Genomic DNA, 18,224 nt, shown 5'->3' on the forward strand with positions numbered 1-18,224 from the left:
AAAACTAACATATAAATTCAAATCATTAGCTTGAAAAATAGACTCCCTTTAGGGCTGGGGAAAACTGTTTTTCAATAGACTCCCTTTAGGGCTGGGGAAAACTATTTTTCAATGCAATTTTCGAGAATGTTTTCACGCTTTGGTCCCAACCATCATACAAGTTTACCCGCTTTTGCCCCAACCCTAAAGGGTGAGCGTGAAAACTACCATAATTATTTTTCTACTTTCGGTTTATTAAAAAATAATGAAAACCAACCAACCAATCTACCTGAAGCTTCTGTAAATGCTTCTTTAGGCTTAGTTGTAGTAAAAATATTAGTAAATCGTATCCCAATTAATAACAATACAATGGCGTTCCATTTAAAACGAGCATTCAAAGAAGGCTTGGGATATTTTACATGCCAAACATACCAGCCATTGCGTACCACCATTTTTCCATACCTATATTGATTGGGTCTTCCACTTGGTTCATGATGATGCTCTAACTGTGCTGCTGTATTTATATACAATTTTCCTGTTTTAGCAACTCTTAAAGAAAAATCAGCATCTTCATACAAACCATAACCTTCAAAATAAGTTGAAAATTGTAGTTTTTGAAATACTTCTTTTCGATAAGAAGCAACACCTCCCATTAATTGTTCAACTTCATATATGTTGCCTGAAGGAGGCAAAAAAGAAACTGATCTCCCATTTGAAAATACAGGCATAAATCCAGGAAGAGTTTCATCTATCAAACCTAATTTTTTACGCAAAATAAACCGACTCCCTTCCTTACGAATATAACCATCAAAACCATATTCACTTTTAGTCAACGCTCTATTCGACTGCTCCCAATTAACTTCATTATTAATAAAACCTCCAACAGCCAATGCTTCTGAATAATTACTATAAGTATTGATTAATTGTTCAAAATAATTGTTCGCTAAAATGGTATCATCATCTAAAAAACAACTAATTTCACATTCATCAGCTACTTTTGAGATACCGAAATTACGCTGTTTCGTCAAACCTCTACGCTCTTCTGAAACTAAATAATAACTTAGATTTTGGTAGGTTTTATTCTCCAATGCCATTTCGGTAGCAGTATCTAAAGAGCCATCCACAATAATTATTTCATTGGGATACAAGGTTTGTTTCTCAACTGAATCCAGTAAAGTTATCAATGCTTTTGGGCGTTGGTAAGTACAGATGATGAGACTAAATTTCATTACCATCCGTTTTCATTAATTTAGTTGCCCAAAATACACTTCTGTTCCATTGTTTTATAAAATTTTTAAAATACGTAATTGGATTTTTATTTTTTTTAACTCTATAGTATTTAAGAAATAAAATGGTTTTATATCCTTTTAACTGTTCCTTAGTTTTATGCTTTAAAGTAAAAAGCATCACTGTCGGTGAAGGTTTTGGTTGTATCATTTCATTACTCCATAAAAATGTAGGTTTTGTTCTAAAACCGCCTATAGGAGCTTTTAAATGTGTAATTTTTAACTCTGGTAAATAAAAAACATCAAATCCTTTGTTTCTCAATTGCATACCAAAATCACCATCTTCACCATAGCCAAATTCTAAATCCATACTAAACCTAACATCCTTTAAACAAGAACTTTTAACAAAACTATTCCCCGATCCAAAAATCTTAGATTGATTGATTATTTTAGATTTAATTTTTTCATTTTGTTGTGGATATGCTGTCGAAAATACAAGAATCCCTAATTGATTTGCCATTAATAAACCTTCTTTCAGCAGATTACTATCAAACCTATTGTCATCATCATTTAAAAACACCCACTCACTTTCAACCTGTTTCAATGCTATATTACGCGCATTACAGGCTCCTGATTGATGTGTAAAAGTATGCTTAATTGTAAAAGGCCAACTTTCATTTGTAATATAATCCAATTCTGAAAAGCTATTTATTTTTGGATTCTGCTCTACAATAATGACATTTATTGGCAAATGTGTTTGATTTCTTAAATCACACAAAACATCATATAAATATTTTTTTCTTCCAATTGTTGGAATAATAACATCAATAGTCTCTTTTGTGTTTATGATATATTTCTTATATTGTATGTTTATTGATTTAATTAAGTTGGTTCTATTTTTATAAAATAACGAAATGAATAAAGGAAATAGTTTTATTGTTTTTTCAAACCAACATAAATTTAAAAACAACAGAAATACCCATCTTGTTTTGTAGTGTTGCTTTACAAATCTAAACAACTTGAAATCCGAGACCTTCTTATCTGAATTGACAACATCTTCTTTTAGAAGATTAGGATTGGAATAACAAAATAATCCCAATGGCATCGCTAATTTCGCCACTGAATTTAAATAATAATCAAAATCTTTATCAAATGGAATGCTTTTCGAAATTTGATTTATTATTGACGTATGAATTATGCCAACACAAGCACTCATTTGCCAAGTAGGAAACAAAATATTTTTATTACAGTTTATAAATAAAGATTCATCTACATAACCAATTGCAGCTCTAAAATAATAGTCTCCTTTCGTAAAAGAATGCATTTCATTGGTTCGCTGAAACATTTGACTGATAAAATCAAAATCTACAGAATTCCTATTGTTAATATCACACCAAACCAGTAGTTCATTGTCATAGATTTGACTAATCAATGAGATACTCTGTGCAATGGTTAAATCTGACAACTTCCCATTATCTAATCCCTCTGCATTGATTACTTCAACTATTAAATTGTTATTATGATAGACAATTATCATTATATCATTCCTTTATAAAATTCTAAGCTCTGTTTTGCAACCACTTCTTGCGAAAAGTATTGTTCTACTTTAAATCTAGCCGCTTCCCCAAATTTTGCTCTTAACTCTTCATCTTGTAATAACTCCCAAATTTTTTGAGCATATGCTTTATGATTTATTGGATGTTCAATGAAACCATTTATCTCATTGTCTATTACTTCTTTTGCCCATCCTATATTTGAAGCGACTATTGCTTTTTCCATAGCCATTGCTTCAATCCAAGAAACGGGTAAAGCTTCTGCAAATGAAGGAAAAACACATACCGATGCTTCCGTAATATGCTGTTTCATATCTGCATAAGGTACGACTCCTAAATAAGTTACGTTATTTAAAGCCTCAACATCAAATAACGGTTGCATCAATTCCCATGTTGAAGAGTTTCCTGTTTTTATATCTCTTACATCAGCTCCAACAAGTACTAATTTCACATGTTGATGTTGTTTCACCACTTCATTAAAAATATAGGGAAGCTCTAACAATCCTTTTTTACGAATCAAACTTCCAAAATACAAAATAGTCTGTTCAAGAGGTTCATTCTCTATTTCTTTTTTAAACAAATCTGTATCAATACCATTTGGTATTATTGCAAACTTTTTATCTAAATCAAAAATCTGATTGGTAACTTTAGCTGTATATGCACTCACTGAAATTAACCCATTGGCTTTTTTTAATGCCCGTTTTTCATGAAACTTATTTATCCATTTTACTGGGCGTTGTTCTAAATGACAAAAATAAGTATCTGTACCGTGCAATCGAATCACAATCGGGCATTTTTTCGTTTGAATAAAGGACGTTATTCCGGTCCAATCTGGAGCTTCAACAATCTCTAATTGTTTTTTCTGATATAAACTATTGATCTTCGTTTCTATTTTTTTGCGAATCAACCACCAAGACAATCCCTTTAATTTGATGTTTTTAATTTGATGGATTTCAATACCTTCATCATAAAAAACAGCATCCTTAGGTTGCCCATAAACTAATACAAGTACTTTTTGTTGCTGTGCCAACAAACCTTTAGATAGGTTTCTAATACTTGTGCCAATACCTCCAGATTTCCCTGTTGTCGCATGTGGGTACTCAGGTGTTAAAAAAGCTATCTTCATTTAATATAGCTTAAGTGATTTTCAACCATGGTATCCAAATTATACTGCTCTTCAATCAACGTATTTGTTGCTGTTGCTATTTTCAAGGTTCCTAAAATAATCCTTTTTAAAATTGCACTTAGCGCTATTACATTTCCTGTTTCAAAAATAAAACCATTTTTAGCATGCGTTATCACTTCTAAATTACCTCCTACTGTCGTTGTAACAACAGGTACATTGGCTGCTAAACTCTCTAATATAGACAAGCTAAAACATTCCATGTAAGTTGGCTGTAGCATATAGCTATAATTGGTAAACAATTGGTTTAGATGCGAAGTGCTTCCTTTAAAATGAATCAATTTAGTTAAATTCAATTTAGCACATTGTTCTTTTAGTTCATTTTCATAAGGCCCTTCACCAAAAATATCAATTTCGATCCTATTTTTAAGATTGTCTGGCAATATTGAAACTGCTTGTAACAAATCTTGTATTCCTTTTGAAAAACGCAAATGCGACGTAACTATAAATTTATTTTTATTTGGTTGGGTTCTTTTTTCATAAACGGAGGAATCAATACCGTTATATATTACAATCGTTTTATCATTTAAATAAAAACCATAATCCTTTAAAATGTGTTTTTTCGTATACTTAGAAACTCCAACAAATTGGTCGATATATCGACTATACATAACACCTTTTATTTTATTTTTCACTCTTTTACTGAGAGGAAAACCTTCCAAAGGTCGTGGATTGTGATCTACAGCTATAATTTTATCAACACCCATCTTTTTGGCATGTTTATAAAAGGAAGTACACAACGCGGTAAAATGAGTCACTAGTATCTCATACTTGTTTTTTATGTTTTTTTCTAAAAAAAAACTTTCAACAGCATCCCCTTTAGCTGAAAAAATGGTTAAACCCTCAAAAAAATTAAATGGAGTGTAACTTGAAAAATACCAATGCACTTCATAACCCAATTCCTTAGCTCTTCTATCATACTCCACATAAAAACGATCCATACCTCCAATTCTATCGGGACGTAGAACATAATCACATATGACAGCTATTGTTTTCATATTAAAAATGTTTTAAAAAAGTTACTATTTGTTTAGCTGCGGTACCATCTCCATATGGGTTTTTATTGCCAATCATATTTTCATAAGCTATTTCATTATCTAATAAAATAGTAGCTTCCTTTACAATCTTTTCCTTATTAGTACCTACTAACTTAACGGTTCCTTGTTCTACTGCTTCTTGCCTTTCAGTTACTTCTCTTGTTACTAATACAGGTTTTTTTAAAGAAGGTGCTTCTTCTTGCACCCCTCCACTATCAGTAATAATTAAGTACGATTGATCTAACAACCATATAAAAGCTTCATAATCCAAGGGAGCAATTAATAATATATTTTTAAGATTCCCTAAAGTATCATAAACTACTTTTTGTACATTTGGATTTAAGTGTACTGGATAAATTAATTGTACATCCTCTCTAATTGCTAACTCTTTTAAAGCACTACAAAACTCATAAAACTTATCTCCAAAATTTTCTCTTCTATGTCCTGTAACTACAATTAGTTTTTTATTTCTATCCAGAAAAGTATTGATTTCTTTTATATCTGTTCGTTCCTTATTTATATTTTTAATTCCCCATAATAAAGCATCAATAACGGTGTTTCCTGTTATGTGAACTGCATTAGACAACACCCCTTCATTTAACAAATTTTGAGCAGATTGTTGGGTAGGTGCAAAATGAATATCTGCCAACCTTCCTGTAATTTGTCTATTGATTTCTTCTGGATAAGGTGCCAATTTATTATAAGTTCTTAAACCTGCTTCTACATGACCAATTTTAATACCTCTATGAAAAGCAGCCAAGGCTACCATACTGCTTGTAGACGTATCCCCATGCACCAAAACTAAATCTGGCTCAAAATCTATTAACGCTTTATCAATAGCTGTTAATATCCTAGCACTTAATTCATTTAAACTTTGATTAGGTTTCATCAAATTCAAATCATACTCTGGAGTAATCTTAAAAAACTCTAATACCTGATCTAACATTTCTCTATGTTGAGCTGTAACACAAACCTTTGTATCAAATTCTGTATGCTGATATAATTCCTTTACCAAAGGCGCCATTTTTATTGCTTCAGGCCTTGTACCGAATACTACTAAAATCTTTTTCATATTTACCATTCTTTTCTCCAATCAATATTATCCTTAACTATTATAGCAGGGTTTCCTGCTATAATAGTAGCTGACTCTGTATAACTTTTCGTTACAACACTCCCTAAACCAATTAAATTAATATTTCCTATTTTAACACTTGGTGCAATAGATGTATTAGACCCTATATAAACATTACTACCTATACAAACAGAAAGATCTTTTCCTGATTTTGTGTGAATAGAACCGTGTGTCCAAATTTGACTACTTTTTCCAGCTAACCATGAATTTCTACCTATAGTAACATTGTTATATAAATCTATAAAATGATCATTAATTATTCTACTATTCTTGCCAATAGTAAAATTAGCAGAACCTATTATTTTATTCCCACTATGAATGCTAAAGCCATCGTTGATTTTTAAAATATTACAAGAAATATTATTATAATCTCTAATTAATACATTATCTCCTATATCTACTTTTTTTGCATTGATAACACATTTACCTATCCTAACATTTTTTCCTATTTTATATTTAAAAGCAAATCGATAAAAAAAGACTCTCAAACTATTTGTTGGTAATCTTTTTACAATAATAAAGAGTATTTTTTTCATATCAATTCTTTTTTCAACTCCCTTACTTGACCAAATTGAAATTGATTACAATCATATCTTGGTAAAGCTTGTTTTCTATTCAATAAATCATTCTTTTCAATATCTCTTTGCTCAACATTAAAAGAAAAGCTACACTTAAGACTATCTAAAATTATTTCACAATTATCATCAAAAGAATGAAACCCTCCATATGGGTAACAAAATGTTTTAATATCAAATTCATCTACAATTTTTTCTAAATAATTGAATGAATCATTTATCTCATTAAATTGTTTATTTTTAGAAATTTTAGATAGAACAGGATGAGACACTGTATGACTTCCAATCACCATTCCATTATCATGCATTTCTTTTATTTGATTATTTGTCAAATAATAATTTAATAATATCTTTTCAAAATTAGGTATTAACTTATTAATAACCTTATCAATAATTATTTCTCTAAACTCATATTTTATAAAATAATTAAGTGTTTTTTTTGTTAATAAGGTATAATTATCATTTACTTGTAATTTATATACCATCGAACGAAATTCATTTTCACTTTTCTTATCTAACATATCATCCGTCAAGTAAGACATTATTGTTTCATATACTTTTCTACTGTCATTAGATGCTAATAAAATATGAATTCTATGTACATCAATAATTTTTTGTTCTATAAAAGGTAAAGTAGGAATATAAAAAACCCCCCATAAATCTCTTTTTTTTAATTCCTTATATACATATTTATAATGACATGATAAACCATCATCAAATGTTAATACAACTCCATTAGGCACAATTCCACTTTTAAAAGAATTAATAAAATCTGCTTTTGAAACAAAACCATATTCTGACTCAAAAAAATCTAACTGTTTTCTAAAGTCATCTATATGTAAGCTTTTCAAATTTGGAAATAAAGGGTCAAAAGGTCTTACATAATGATACATTATACCTTTCATTTATTTAGTTTTAAATTAATTATTGGATATTTATCATCTATTAAGTATTTATTTTCTAAATATTTAGAAATTATATTCTCTTTTGTTATATTATTATAAAGCATTCTTAAACTTTCTTCTGTAAAATCTTTTTTCCTATATAACCTTTTAATTTCTGAGGGGGTAATTTTTTGTTTAACATTATTTATGCTATCAAATTTTAAAATTAACTCCGAACATACAATCGCCATATCTTTAATCAGTCTATTACCTATTGTATGAATTGAATCACAAGTGTTCATTTTTGCTCTAAACTGATGAATTATATTACCCGTATCAATCCCCTTATCAATAAACATATAAGTTACACCTACAAACTGTAGTTCATTATTTACAAAAGGAAAATAATTTGTACCTGCTCCTCTATAATATGGTGAAATTCCTAAATGAATATTAATAAATCTACCTTTAAAACTACTTATTAAATTTGATTTTATGATTGAACACCCGTAAGAAATTATTAAATCTGGATTTAAATCAATTATTTCAGAAACATATTTTTTATTATTTATCTCACCTTTTTCAATAAAAACATTATTCGAATTTTGAACAACATCATTAAAAACTTCAAAAAAATCACTTTCCACTTGATCTCTCAATAATAAATGTTTAGTTCTTAAATCGTTATTAATCGAATCTTTTTTAACTAATGATTGAATGTTACCTTTTTGTGATTCAGAAAATGATTTAAGTAATTTTATACCTTTAGTGTTCTTTAAATACTTCCTAAAGAATGTGTGTCTTTTTTCACTTCCTGTTAAAATTACTATTGTTTTCATTTAAACTATTTTAAACTATTAGCAATACGCTCACTTGTACCTTTAAGCTTTTTACTTATTTTTAAATTTAATAACTGTTTTCTTTGAACACTTCTTAAATTTGGGTTATCTAAAGATTCTTGCATTTGCAAATGTAATTCTTCTTCATTTTTAGCAACTGTAACAGCTTCACTATTTACAACGTGTTTGTAATGTACATAGCTCAAAAACTTCTGATCATCATACAAACCGTTTTTTTTATTTCCAAAGACTGTATTTATTACAGGTTTATCAAAAATCATAAAATCTAAACTCATAGTAGAAACCATATTTATATTTAAATCACAATAATTTAAAATAGCTTTTAAATCCATTACATCTTCAATTGTTGGTAAGCGCTGAGACCATGCTTCTGTATGCCCCTCTCTAGATAAAAACCATTTTGGAAAATTCCATATAACTTCTGGAAATTCATTTTTCAAATCATCAAATCTTTTTCCATCTTCTGCTGGTGAAGTTCTAACTAATAGCTGTAAATTTTCATATTTTTTTATATAAGTTAAAACTGCTCTAATATGAATTTCATCATTTTTACCAATTCCCGTATCTGCACAACTATAGCAAATAATCTTCTTATTAGAATCTAATTTAAATTTATTAAAAAACATTTCTTTACTTAGTGTATATCTGTCTAAAACATAAGGTTCAAATTGAGGTGTTCCTACAATTTTAATTTTTTCTTTATCTGTATTTGGATAAAATATAGACATTTCAGTTTTCATTAGTTTGCTCCAAACTAGATAAGAATCAAAAGTACCTAACATTCTTCCTTTAGATGCTAAATTATCCCAACTAAAAATAAAAGCACTAGTTTCTATCTTTAATTTATTGGCAGCTGCTAATAAAGGTGCTAAATATGGTGGTCTTTGGTGTGTGAAAAATAATTTATCTGGTAATTCTTTTTCTAAAGTTTTTTTATAATCAATATAAACTCTGTCTCTTTTAAATGCATTAAACTGTAATTTTTCAAAAAAAATTATGTTTTTTTCTGAATGAAAAATTGATGCAATTTTGTATACAAGTTTTATAATCAAATTTCTTTTAGAATTAGATACAGGGTATCCTCTTTCTAAATTACTATTTATACCAAAGTAGCTTTTATGTAAGTACATATGAGCTACTTCCTTTAACTTTCTATAAAACCAAACTTTATTAGTTTCCTTATAAGGTTCTAAATCAAAAACTTTAATATTTTCAGATATTAAAGAATCATTATAACATTTAGTCGGGATTCCTGAATATATGTTTACCTCATCATATTTTTTAGCGATCTCCACCAAAAAATTGCTCATAACAAAATTTCTATATCCAACACCATCTGTAATTACAATACCTATTTTTTTCATTCTAAAAAATATTTTTTACCAATATTTCTGCCTTTTTCCAATCCTCTAAAGTATCTATATTTACATACCAATCTTTGGGAGATTCTATATAAGATAATGATTTACCAAATAATGAATCTTTTTCCAAAATAACAGATGTTTTTGTTAAATATATACTTCCGTCTCTATGATAGGCTTTAGGTAAATCTTGCCTCCTAGAGATAATTTGTTCCTCTCCTGTAGCTATTTTTAAATTTCCCAAATCATCTTGTTCAAAAACCCAATGAGGATTGAATTCATGAGGAACTTCCTGAACAGAAACCAAACTATCTGTACCAGCATTTATAAATTTCTCTATCGCTTTATTTAAAAATTCAATCGTTCTAAAAGGACTTGTTACTTGTAACAAACAAACAGCATCAAAATCAACACCTATACTTTTGTAATATTTTAAAGCATGCTGAATCACTGGTAATGTCGGAGCTGTATCTATAGCTAAATTAGAGGGTCTTCTAAAAGGCACTTGAATGCCTAAACTTTTTGCTACCTCCATAATCTCTTCATCATCACTACTCAAAACTAAAGTATCAATAAAACTACTCGCTAAACCAATTTCTGATGTATATTGAAGTAAAGGTTTTCCTTCTAGTAGTTTTATGTTTTTTCTAGGAACTCCTTTAGAACCTCCTCTGGCGGGTATAATTCCTAAAATTTTCATTAATACACAATTGTTTTATGAAATGTCAACTCAGTTTCAGCAAGAATATTCGCTATTCTTTGTCCTGATGCTCCATCTCCATAAATATTTTCAGAGACAATATCATTGGCAATAATTCTATTCTTAATGCTCTTTATAATTTCATTTTTATCATAAATAGTATCTAATACATTATTAGCTCTTTCTCTTCTATTTTGACGAGTTCCTATATTTACAACTGGTACTCCTAAATAAGAACATTCACGAATTCCTACACTAGAATTCCCTATTAAACACTTACTATTAACTAATAATTTTAAGAAATCATTAGGTTCCATATTCTTAAAAAAATGAATATTTTGTGGTTTGTGATTTTCTCTAAAAGATCTTATTGCTCCCGATGTTCCGTCTGAACCAGCATCTACATTTGGCCAAAACCAAAAAGTAGGAATATTTAAATGATGAACAGCTTTTAATGTTTCTTCTACATCTTTCCTTGCAGATTCATACTCTGTCGTTACAGGGTGTTGCATTACTACTATATATCCTTTTTCCCACTCTATATTAGATCCTACACCTCCATATTTTTGAATAGGATCAAAATCTAATGTTGGATTGTTTTTAATTTCATCTGCCAAATCTATAGATGGACAACCAGTATTAAAAACCATTTCTGGGTTTTCACCCATTTTTAAGACTCTTTGTTTAGCATCTTCTGAAGCAACCAAATGAAGGTCTGCTAATTTTGTATTAGCATGCCTTACTTTTTCATCTATATTTCCAGTGACCTCTCCTCCTTGAATATGAATTAAAGGAATATTTTGATAAGATGCTGCAATACTAGTTGCTATAGTTTCAAACCTATCCGCAATAGTAACTACTGCATCTGGTTGTAAACGATAAAATACATTTGCCAATTCCATAACCCCTAAACCTGTGGTTTTTGCCATTGAAGTTGGATTCTCTCCCTCCAACACCATAAAAACTTTTTCAGAAATGGTAAAACCATCTTTTTCAATAAATTCTACTGCATTCCCATAACGCCCCAACAATGCAGAACCTGCAATTACCAACTGTAATTCTAATTTCGGGTGATTTTTTATAGCAATTAAAGCTGTTTTTATTCTACTATAAGAAGGACGTGCTGTAACCACAACACATATTTTTTTTATCGACATATTATTCAATTAAATCCTCATCATTTAAAAAATTCCATTGAGACAAATCTCTTTTTATTTTTTTACCAATCACTTTTTCATATTCACTAGCCAAGATACCAAATCCTTTAGGCTTTTTGGTATCTAAATCAGAAAAACTAATAATATCTCCTTTTTTTAAAATTTTATTGATTGTTAATGATTTTTCAAATATTGACTTCAAATCACTAAACCCCGTATTGTCTGACTTATTTACTGGGTTTTGTAACGCTCTAACAATGTTTTTCACTGCTTTTACCAATTGAGTAGTTTCGTTCATTGTTAAAGATGCCTTGGCATCTGGGCCGAACATTTCCTTATCAAAAACTACATGAAACTCCAAAATTTCTGCTCCCAATACAGTAGCTGCTATACAAGCTTCTATAGAAGATGAATGATCTGAAAAACCAACAGGAACATTATACTTCTGTTTTAATTCCTTAATTACATTTAATCCAAATTGTTCTGGTTGAGTTGGGTATGCTGTTGTACATTGTAAAATAGAGTAATCTACTCCTCTATCTTTTAAAAAAGAAACTGTTTTGTCTAATTCATCAAAAGAACTCATCCCTGATGATATAATTACTGGCTTTCTTGTTTGTGATATTCTTTCTAATAACACAAAGTTATTTACCTCACCTGAACCTACTTTATATTTTTTTACACCAACTTCCTCTAATAAGTCTACGGCTGCATTACTAAAAGGAGAACTCATAAACTCTAAACCTACCTCATCACAATGCTGTTTGATTTCTTTCCATTGTTCCAACGTAAACTCCATACGTTTCCAATAATCCATTCTTGTAGTATCCTGCTTAGAAAACTTGACTCTAAAAGGTTCATGAATACTACTTTCTGCTTCAGCAATATGAGTTTGAAACTTGATGGCATCACAACCTGTTTTAGCAACCGCATCTATATAAGCATGTGCCATCCCTAAACTTCCATCGTGTGCTTGCGCTATTTCTGCTATAATATCCATTTATTTTTATTTTTTAACAGCTACTATTCCATAACTCATTCCTAGTGCTTTAGGATTTCGTTTTTCAATATAATTCTCAATTTGTCTTTTAACTCTTTCTTTAAATGATTTTGGTTGAATAGATTTATATTGAATATCTACTATTGCATATTCTTTAATTTCAAAACCAAGATTTTCTAAATAAAATCTAACAATATGTTCCCAAGGGGTAAAAACATGATGCTCTAGAAGGTGTTTTTCTTGAAAAGTGTAAAGCGTGCCTTTTAAAAATAGGTTTAATGTGTTTTTACTTGATTGTGGGTTAGGTGTTGTAAGGATTAACACACCGCCTTTTTCCATACTTTTATAAATATTAGTTAAACCTAATAATGGATTTGCTAAATGCTCTAATACTTCTAAAAATATTACACCACCTGCTTTTTTTGAAGAAGTTGGTGCTGACTCATTTAAGTCCCATATTTGAGCTTCTTCAATTTTACGAATATAATCAAAAGGCTGCCATTCAAAACCTCTTGAAACTATGCTGTTTTTCATATTACCCCACCCAGAACCTATATCACTAATTACTTTATTTGGCAGTTTTTTTAAATATTTATCCATCATTGCTTCTGCAAAGTCTACTCTACGTATATAATAATTTAATTTCATTTTTGATTTTTTATTAATTAGGCATAAGATTTATACAACTTATATCACTAACAATTTCTTTGTTCAGTCTGTAAAAGACTATTATCCATGAATTAATGAACTCTTATTTTATTTAAAACTTTATCCCATCTAAAAGATTGTATCCTAAAAAATTTAATTAATTTTAAACATGACATAATTATTATTTTTCGCTTGATAAGATTTAATTGAAAAACTTTTTCAATATATATAATATTATAATTATGCTCATTTATTAAAGCCTTACGGTATAGGTTTAGTAACATTCTGTATGAACTTTGAATTAATTCACTATCATTTAAATTAATAGCCCTGACCAAATTTCCTTTTACAATATAAGATGACGATTCTTGGAAATCTTTTCTATAAAATTTGGCTTTACTACTCGTTGATTGCAAATGACCTCTGTATAAAAAACCATATGATTGAATAATTTTATACTCATGTTTATCAATCTTAAAAAATAATCTAGAAAATAACTCAAACTCTTGCCCTTTTTTGATTACATCTAAAAACAAATCATGTTTGTCTAAAAATTCTTTTCTAAATAAAACTGATGGGGTTAAAATCTTTACACCTTCTAAAACATAGTTTTTGTATAATGAGTTTTCAGACTCTTTAATACTTATTTCTTTTTTACATTTTAAATATTCATTTGCACTATACCCTGAAGCAATAATCATATTTTGTTTATCGTTAACAATCGAATCTAATTTATCTTTAATAAAATTAGGAAGCATTATATCGTCATCATCAAACCAGTTTATATATTCACCTAAAGATTTTTCATACCCATAATTCCTACAAGAATTTGCACCTTTATTTAAATATAATGGTCTCCTAAAAAATTTAAATCTAGTATCTTTTATTGAAAAAACATTAACAATTTTTTCTGTATTGTCATTACTACCATCATCTACCACAATACACTCCCAATTGGTGTGTATTTGTTTTTCAACACTCTTTAAAGTGTCTCTTAAAAACTCACACCTGTTAAATGTTGGAATTATAATAGATACAAACGCAGTACACATAACTTATGATAAGATTTTTTTTAATTGAGATTCTAAAAATTGAATACCAACGTATTCTTCTAAATCTTTTCTATTCAAACTTAATACACCTTTTTTTTTCCACAACCAATAAAGCTTTGAAAAAATTTCTTCAATTTTAACGGAATCATTTACGTTTGCAGTATAAGGATATTCATCACCTAACAATCTTTTAACTTCGCTAATTTCAGGTCCTAATTGAACAATAGGCTTATTAACAACAACACAATACGGAAATTTTCCAGGTAAAAAAGGACTTATACTAGCATCCGATTCTATAATTAAAGATACCTCTGTATTTTGTTGTATTGTATTTGTTATATGAAATGGTATATAGCCCTTGCTACTGTATATTGGCAAGCCTAATTTAATTGCTTCATCTATTTCTTTTTTAAAATAACTACTATCACCTATTAAATTTAATTGAACCTCTTCTTTACATTCTGGGTTTTCTGCAACAAAATTTTTAAATCCTTCTATAAGACCTCCAATAGGTCTTGTATTCATTAAATTACCTGCATGAAGTATATTAAATTTATTTTTATCAAAAAAAGGTGGCAACTCTATTTGTTCACATTTTATATTTATACTTTGATGCGGTATAATAACTCCAGTTTTTAAAAAATCCGGGAAATAACTTCCCATCCATTCTTTTAATAATTGACTAGGAAAACCACTATACTCTGCTTTCCCGGATACTTCTCTAAAAAAGTTTTCTTTGAATTTAGCACCCGCTTCTAACCAATCATAAGGTCTTGGATAATAATGAAAAGGATATGGGTCGTGTACATAAGCCAACCATATATTATGCAATTTTGATACACTTAAGATAGCATGATGAGATCTAAAACTTGCCCCCTTACTTAGAGTGATAACTAACTGCTCATCAACATAATATTTTTTTACAGCATTAGATATACTCTTAGAATCATTAAAAAAAGTAAAAGAATGTCCAAATATATTTTCTAATCGTTTAGATATATTTGTTTTGGTTACCCTTTGAAAAATTCTTTGTGTTCTACTTAATAAATAATTTAGTGAAAGTTTTATTTCGGGTATAGCAACACATTCAATTCCATTTCCTAATTGAATGTTTTTTCTAGTATAATGTAAGACCGTTATTTGATACTCTAACTTCTTAAGGTTTTGAATTAATGCAATATTTACTTTAGAAGCACTACTATCTTCTACATCTATAGACTCTGATATGATTAGAATTTTTTTCATTAATTTTTATACATTTTATCCCCTATCAATTTAAACAAGATCCTTGTTCTAAAAAATTTAACCTTTCTGAATCTATTTTTTATATGCTTCTCAGAGAATACAATATTCGTTTTCTCTTCCTCATGTTTATATTCTTTAACCCAATTTTCTATAGAATTCCCCATGTGATAAGCATAAGTTTCTGTAGTTGAAAGCCTATAACCTCCGTTTTCTTCAATAAATCGCTCTAAATATATTTTTTCATCTCCATTTTTAAACACGTAGGTTGGCCCATTTAATTCTACTGTTTTTAAATACGATTTTTTAATTGTAAAAACAAAATGAGAAGCACCTACACAGGCTTGAATATTTTTATTTTCTAACATATATTGTTTAGATTTCCAACTCCATGTTTTCCCTTCAAAATATCCTTCTTTAGGGTTTACTCCATCTTCAAACAAATCAAAACTACTTAAGTTTACAATGTTGTCTATTTTTAAATTAAATATTTCATTAACGAGCAAAGGTCTATTTAAATATTTGTAATTCGCTGGACATGGTAAAGGAGTTACAAAAGCAGCATTTGGAAAATTATTAAAAATTTCTATACTTTTAGACAACCAATTATTCATAAAAAACACATCCGCATCTGTAATTGTAATATACTCTTCGTAAGAAGATTTTATTTCAGACACTATCGTATACACCTTCCCTTTGTTTTCTGAATATTTAGTTATTTTTTGAATTTTATTTTCTTTTAATAAGCCTTCTATGTATTCTGAAATAATATTACAACAATTATTATTTATAATTGTTATTCCTGTAGTTTTTAAATCTATTGTTTTTAATAATGACTCTATATGACATTTAAAAACCTTATAAGAATTCTTATAGTAATCTTCTTCCAAATTTGGAATATATACAGGAATAATAATTCTATGTTTTAAATAGAAGATCTTGTTTTCTTTAAACTTTTCTGGATTTACCCCGGTTCTCATTATATCTTTATTAAAACTGCTCCTATTAACCTAGATATTATTTTTTTATTAAACGAAATATTCTTCAATAAAAAAACAACCCCTCTTTCTTTATACTTATTTTGTAAAGTTCCTAATTTCAAATCATTTCTTAGATCTTCCAACATACTACCATCATGATAAATAGCATGAGTCAATAGCTTATAGAATATTTCTGAATCATTTAATCTTCCAACCTCTTTAATCAGTTTATAGACATTTCTAAAGCTTTTTTTTAGGGATTTTAATACAATATTATTTGCATCATTATATAGATTAGATGTAATTGATAAATTGTGTTTACGATGATAAAACAAAGGAGTGTTTTCAATAAAAGAAATATTCACCTTTTTTAAAAAAAACAACTTATTAAAAAACTCCCATTCTTCAGCATAAAAAAGTTCTTCATTAAACCTTTTATCTATTATTGTGTTATATCTAATTAATAAAACTTGTGCAGTGAAAAAATATTTTTTTATGAAAAAATATTTTGCTATGTCATTTACTAAAGTAGAATCAACTGAAGAATAATACTCTATATTATAATTAAAATCATTATTATAGAAACTTTTACCTATAAAAAAAGAAGCATCTAGTTTCTTATATTTAGTAAATTCTTTTACTTGAATTTCAAATTTCTGAGGATGCATAATATCATCGTCATCAAAAAATTGTATATACTTAGTATTTAATTTTAATGATTCAATTAAATCCATCCCCATATTACGGGAAGCTGACAACCCTTTTACGTATTTATTTCCTTTAAGATAGTACTGAAATCTATTATCTTTTTCTAAATAATTTAAAACAACTTCTTTAGTATTATCTTTAGAATTATCATCTATAATTATGCATTTCCAGTTTTCATATGTTTGCCCAATAATAGAGTCTAAAGTTTCTCCTATTAAATGAGATCTGTTATACGTTGTTAATACAACTGTTATTAAAGGAAAACTAACCATGAAGTAACTTTTTTAAAAACCTAAATGGCGATAATATAAATAAACCAATTTTATATTCAATTCTGGTATACATCTTTAATTTTTCATTCTCTTCTCTTTCTATTCTAGAAAGTAAAAAGCTAGTAAAATCATTAAAATACCGCTGAAATACCTTTTCATTTTTATTATAGATATATTTTAATAGATCATATTTAACTTTATTTGCTCTTGTTGTGGTTGATTCAATTCCTTTCCTGTAGTTAAATAGCAATTCTTGAATAACAACTACTTCTCCTCCATTTGACAACAATCGAATGTAAAACTCCCAATCTTCAAAGCCTCTTCTCATACCCTCATCATACCCACCAACTTTTCTAAAATCTACTTTTTTAAACATGCAACTCCCCATTGCTGTATTATTTAATATCATTTTTGATATGTCTCCTCCTTTAGGGTTAAATGAATCTACAACATCTCCTTTTTTATTAATAATATTGGACTTACTTGTTATGATTTTCACGTTTTTATCTACTTGAAAAATTTCTATAGCCTTTTGACAAAATGTAGGTTCAAAATAATCATCACTGTCCAAGACTAATATAAATGCTCCTGTAGCATTTTGTACCCCAATATTTCTAGCAGAACTCTGTCCTTTATTTTCTTGATGAATTAACACATCTATTTTAGAAGAAAACG

17 protein-coding genes and 1 pseudogene are annotated in these 18,224 nt (G+C 28.5%); all 18 read right to left on the reverse strand.

Features of this window, described 5'->3' with window-relative positions; translation table 11 throughout:
• Positions 1–212: 212 nt before the first annotated feature.
• Positions 213–1,208, reverse strand: a complete 996-nt coding sequence (locus tag CHB67_RS15930; RefSeq protein ID WP_089382847.1) for a glycosyltransferase family 2 protein — start codon at positions 1,206–1,208, stop codon at positions 213–215.
• On the reverse strand, positions 1,198–2,742 hold the full coding sequence (locus CHB67_RS15935; protein WP_089382791.1) for a glycosyltransferase family 2 protein: 1,545 nt from the start codon (positions 2,740–2,742) through the stop codon (positions 1,198–1,200). The genes CHB67_RS15930 and CHB67_RS15935 overlap by 11 nt, the downstream gene beginning before the upstream one ends.
• Complete coding sequence (locus tag CHB67_RS15940) at positions 2,742–3,884, reverse strand: glycosyltransferase family 4 protein (protein WP_089382792.1); 1,143 nt, start codon at positions 3,882–3,884, stop codon at positions 2,742–2,744. Before CHB67_RS15940 ends, CHB67_RS15935 begins: the two co-directional genes overlap by 1 nt.
• Positions 3,881–4,939 (reverse strand): glycosyltransferase family 4 protein, encoded by a 1,059-nt coding sequence (locus tag CHB67_RS15945; protein ID WP_089382793.1) that lies wholly within the window; start codon positions 4,937–4,939, stop codon positions 3,881–3,883. The genes CHB67_RS15940 and CHB67_RS15945 overlap by 4 nt, the downstream gene beginning before the upstream one ends.
• A 1-nt stretch (position 4,940) precedes the next feature.
• Positions 4,941–6,050, reverse strand: a complete 1,110-nt coding sequence (gene wecB / locus CHB67_RS15950; protein WP_089382848.1) for a non-hydrolyzing UDP-N-acetylglucosamine 2-epimerase — start codon at positions 6,048–6,050, stop codon at positions 4,941–4,943.
• A 2-nt stretch (positions 6,051–6,052) separates the two neighbouring features.
• On the reverse strand, positions 6,053–6,646 hold the full coding sequence (locus tag CHB67_RS15955; protein WP_089382794.1) for an acyltransferase: 594 nt from the start codon (positions 6,644–6,646) through the stop codon (positions 6,053–6,055).
• On the reverse strand, positions 6,643–7,590 hold the full coding sequence (locus CHB67_RS15960; protein ID WP_089382795.1) for a polysaccharide deacetylase family protein: 948 nt from the start codon (positions 7,588–7,590) through the stop codon (positions 6,643–6,645). The genes CHB67_RS15955 and CHB67_RS15960 overlap by 4 nt, the downstream gene beginning before the upstream one ends.
• Complete coding sequence (locus CHB67_RS15965) at positions 7,587–8,408, reverse strand: formyltransferase family protein (RefSeq protein WP_089382796.1); 822 nt, start codon at positions 8,406–8,408, stop codon at positions 7,587–7,589. Before CHB67_RS15965 ends, CHB67_RS15960 begins: the two co-directional genes overlap by 4 nt.
• A gap of 5 nt (positions 8,409–8,413) precedes the next feature.
• Positions 8,414–9,793, reverse strand: a complete 1,380-nt coding sequence (locus CHB67_RS15970; protein WP_089382797.1) for a hypothetical protein — start codon at positions 9,791–9,793, stop codon at positions 8,414–8,416.
• 1 nt (position 9,794) lies between these two features.
• The gene (locus CHB67_RS15975; protein WP_089382798.1) at positions 9,795–10,490 is read right to left on the reverse strand and encodes an acylneuraminate cytidylyltransferase family protein; all 696 of its coding nucleotides are present in this window, start codon (positions 10,488–10,490) and stop codon (positions 9,795–9,797) included.
• Positions 10,490–11,647 carry a UDP-N-acetylglucosamine 2-epimerase gene (gene neuC / locus CHB67_RS15980; protein WP_089382799.1) on the reverse strand — a complete coding sequence of 386 codons (1,158 nt, stop codon included), beginning with the start codon at positions 11,645–11,647 and terminating at the stop codon, positions 10,490–10,492. Before neuC ends, CHB67_RS15975 begins: the two co-directional genes overlap by 1 nt.
• Position 11,648: 1 nt before the next feature.
• Entirely contained in the window at positions 11,649–12,647 is a 999-nt protein-coding gene (locus CHB67_RS15985) for an N-acetylneuraminate synthase family protein (protein WP_089382800.1), read from the reverse strand.
• Between the two features lie 6 nt (positions 12,648–12,653).
• Positions 12,654–13,295 (reverse strand): class I SAM-dependent methyltransferase, encoded by a 642-nt coding sequence (locus CHB67_RS15990; RefSeq protein WP_089382801.1) that lies wholly within the window; start codon positions 13,293–13,295, stop codon positions 12,654–12,656.
• Between the two features lie 92 nt (positions 13,296–13,387).
• Positions 13,388–14,347, reverse strand: a complete 960-nt coding sequence (locus CHB67_RS15995; RefSeq protein WP_089382802.1) for a glycosyltransferase family 2 protein — start codon at positions 14,345–14,347, stop codon at positions 13,388–13,390.
• A gap of 3 nt (positions 14,348–14,350) precedes the next feature.
• Complete coding sequence (locus CHB67_RS16000; RefSeq protein ID WP_089382803.1) at positions 14,351–15,592, reverse strand: glycosyltransferase family protein; 1,242 nt, start codon at positions 15,590–15,592, stop codon at positions 14,351–14,353.
• Complete coding sequence (locus tag CHB67_RS16005; RefSeq protein ID WP_089382804.1) at positions 15,592–16,569, reverse strand: glycosyltransferase family A protein; 978 nt, start codon at positions 16,567–16,569, stop codon at positions 15,592–15,594. Before CHB67_RS16005 ends, CHB67_RS16000 begins: the two co-directional genes overlap by 1 nt.
• Entirely contained in the window at positions 16,569–17,549 is a 981-nt protein-coding gene (locus CHB67_RS16010) for a glycosyltransferase family 2 protein (protein WP_089382805.1), read from the reverse strand. The genes CHB67_RS16005 and CHB67_RS16010 overlap by 1 nt, the downstream gene beginning before the upstream one ends.
• A pseudogene (locus CHB67_RS16015) lies at positions 17,542–18,219 on the reverse strand (glycosyltransferase); the annotation flags it as partial. The gene CHB67_RS16010 and the pseudogene CHB67_RS16015, both read right to left, overlap by 8 nt.
• Between the last annotated feature and the right edge of the window lie 5 nt (positions 18,220–18,224).

It is taken from the genome of Lutibacter agarilyticus (assembly GCF_900188235.1).
Classification (GTDB): domain Bacteria; phylum Bacteroidota; class Bacteroidia; order Flavobacteriales; family Flavobacteriaceae; genus Lutibacter; species Lutibacter agarilyticus.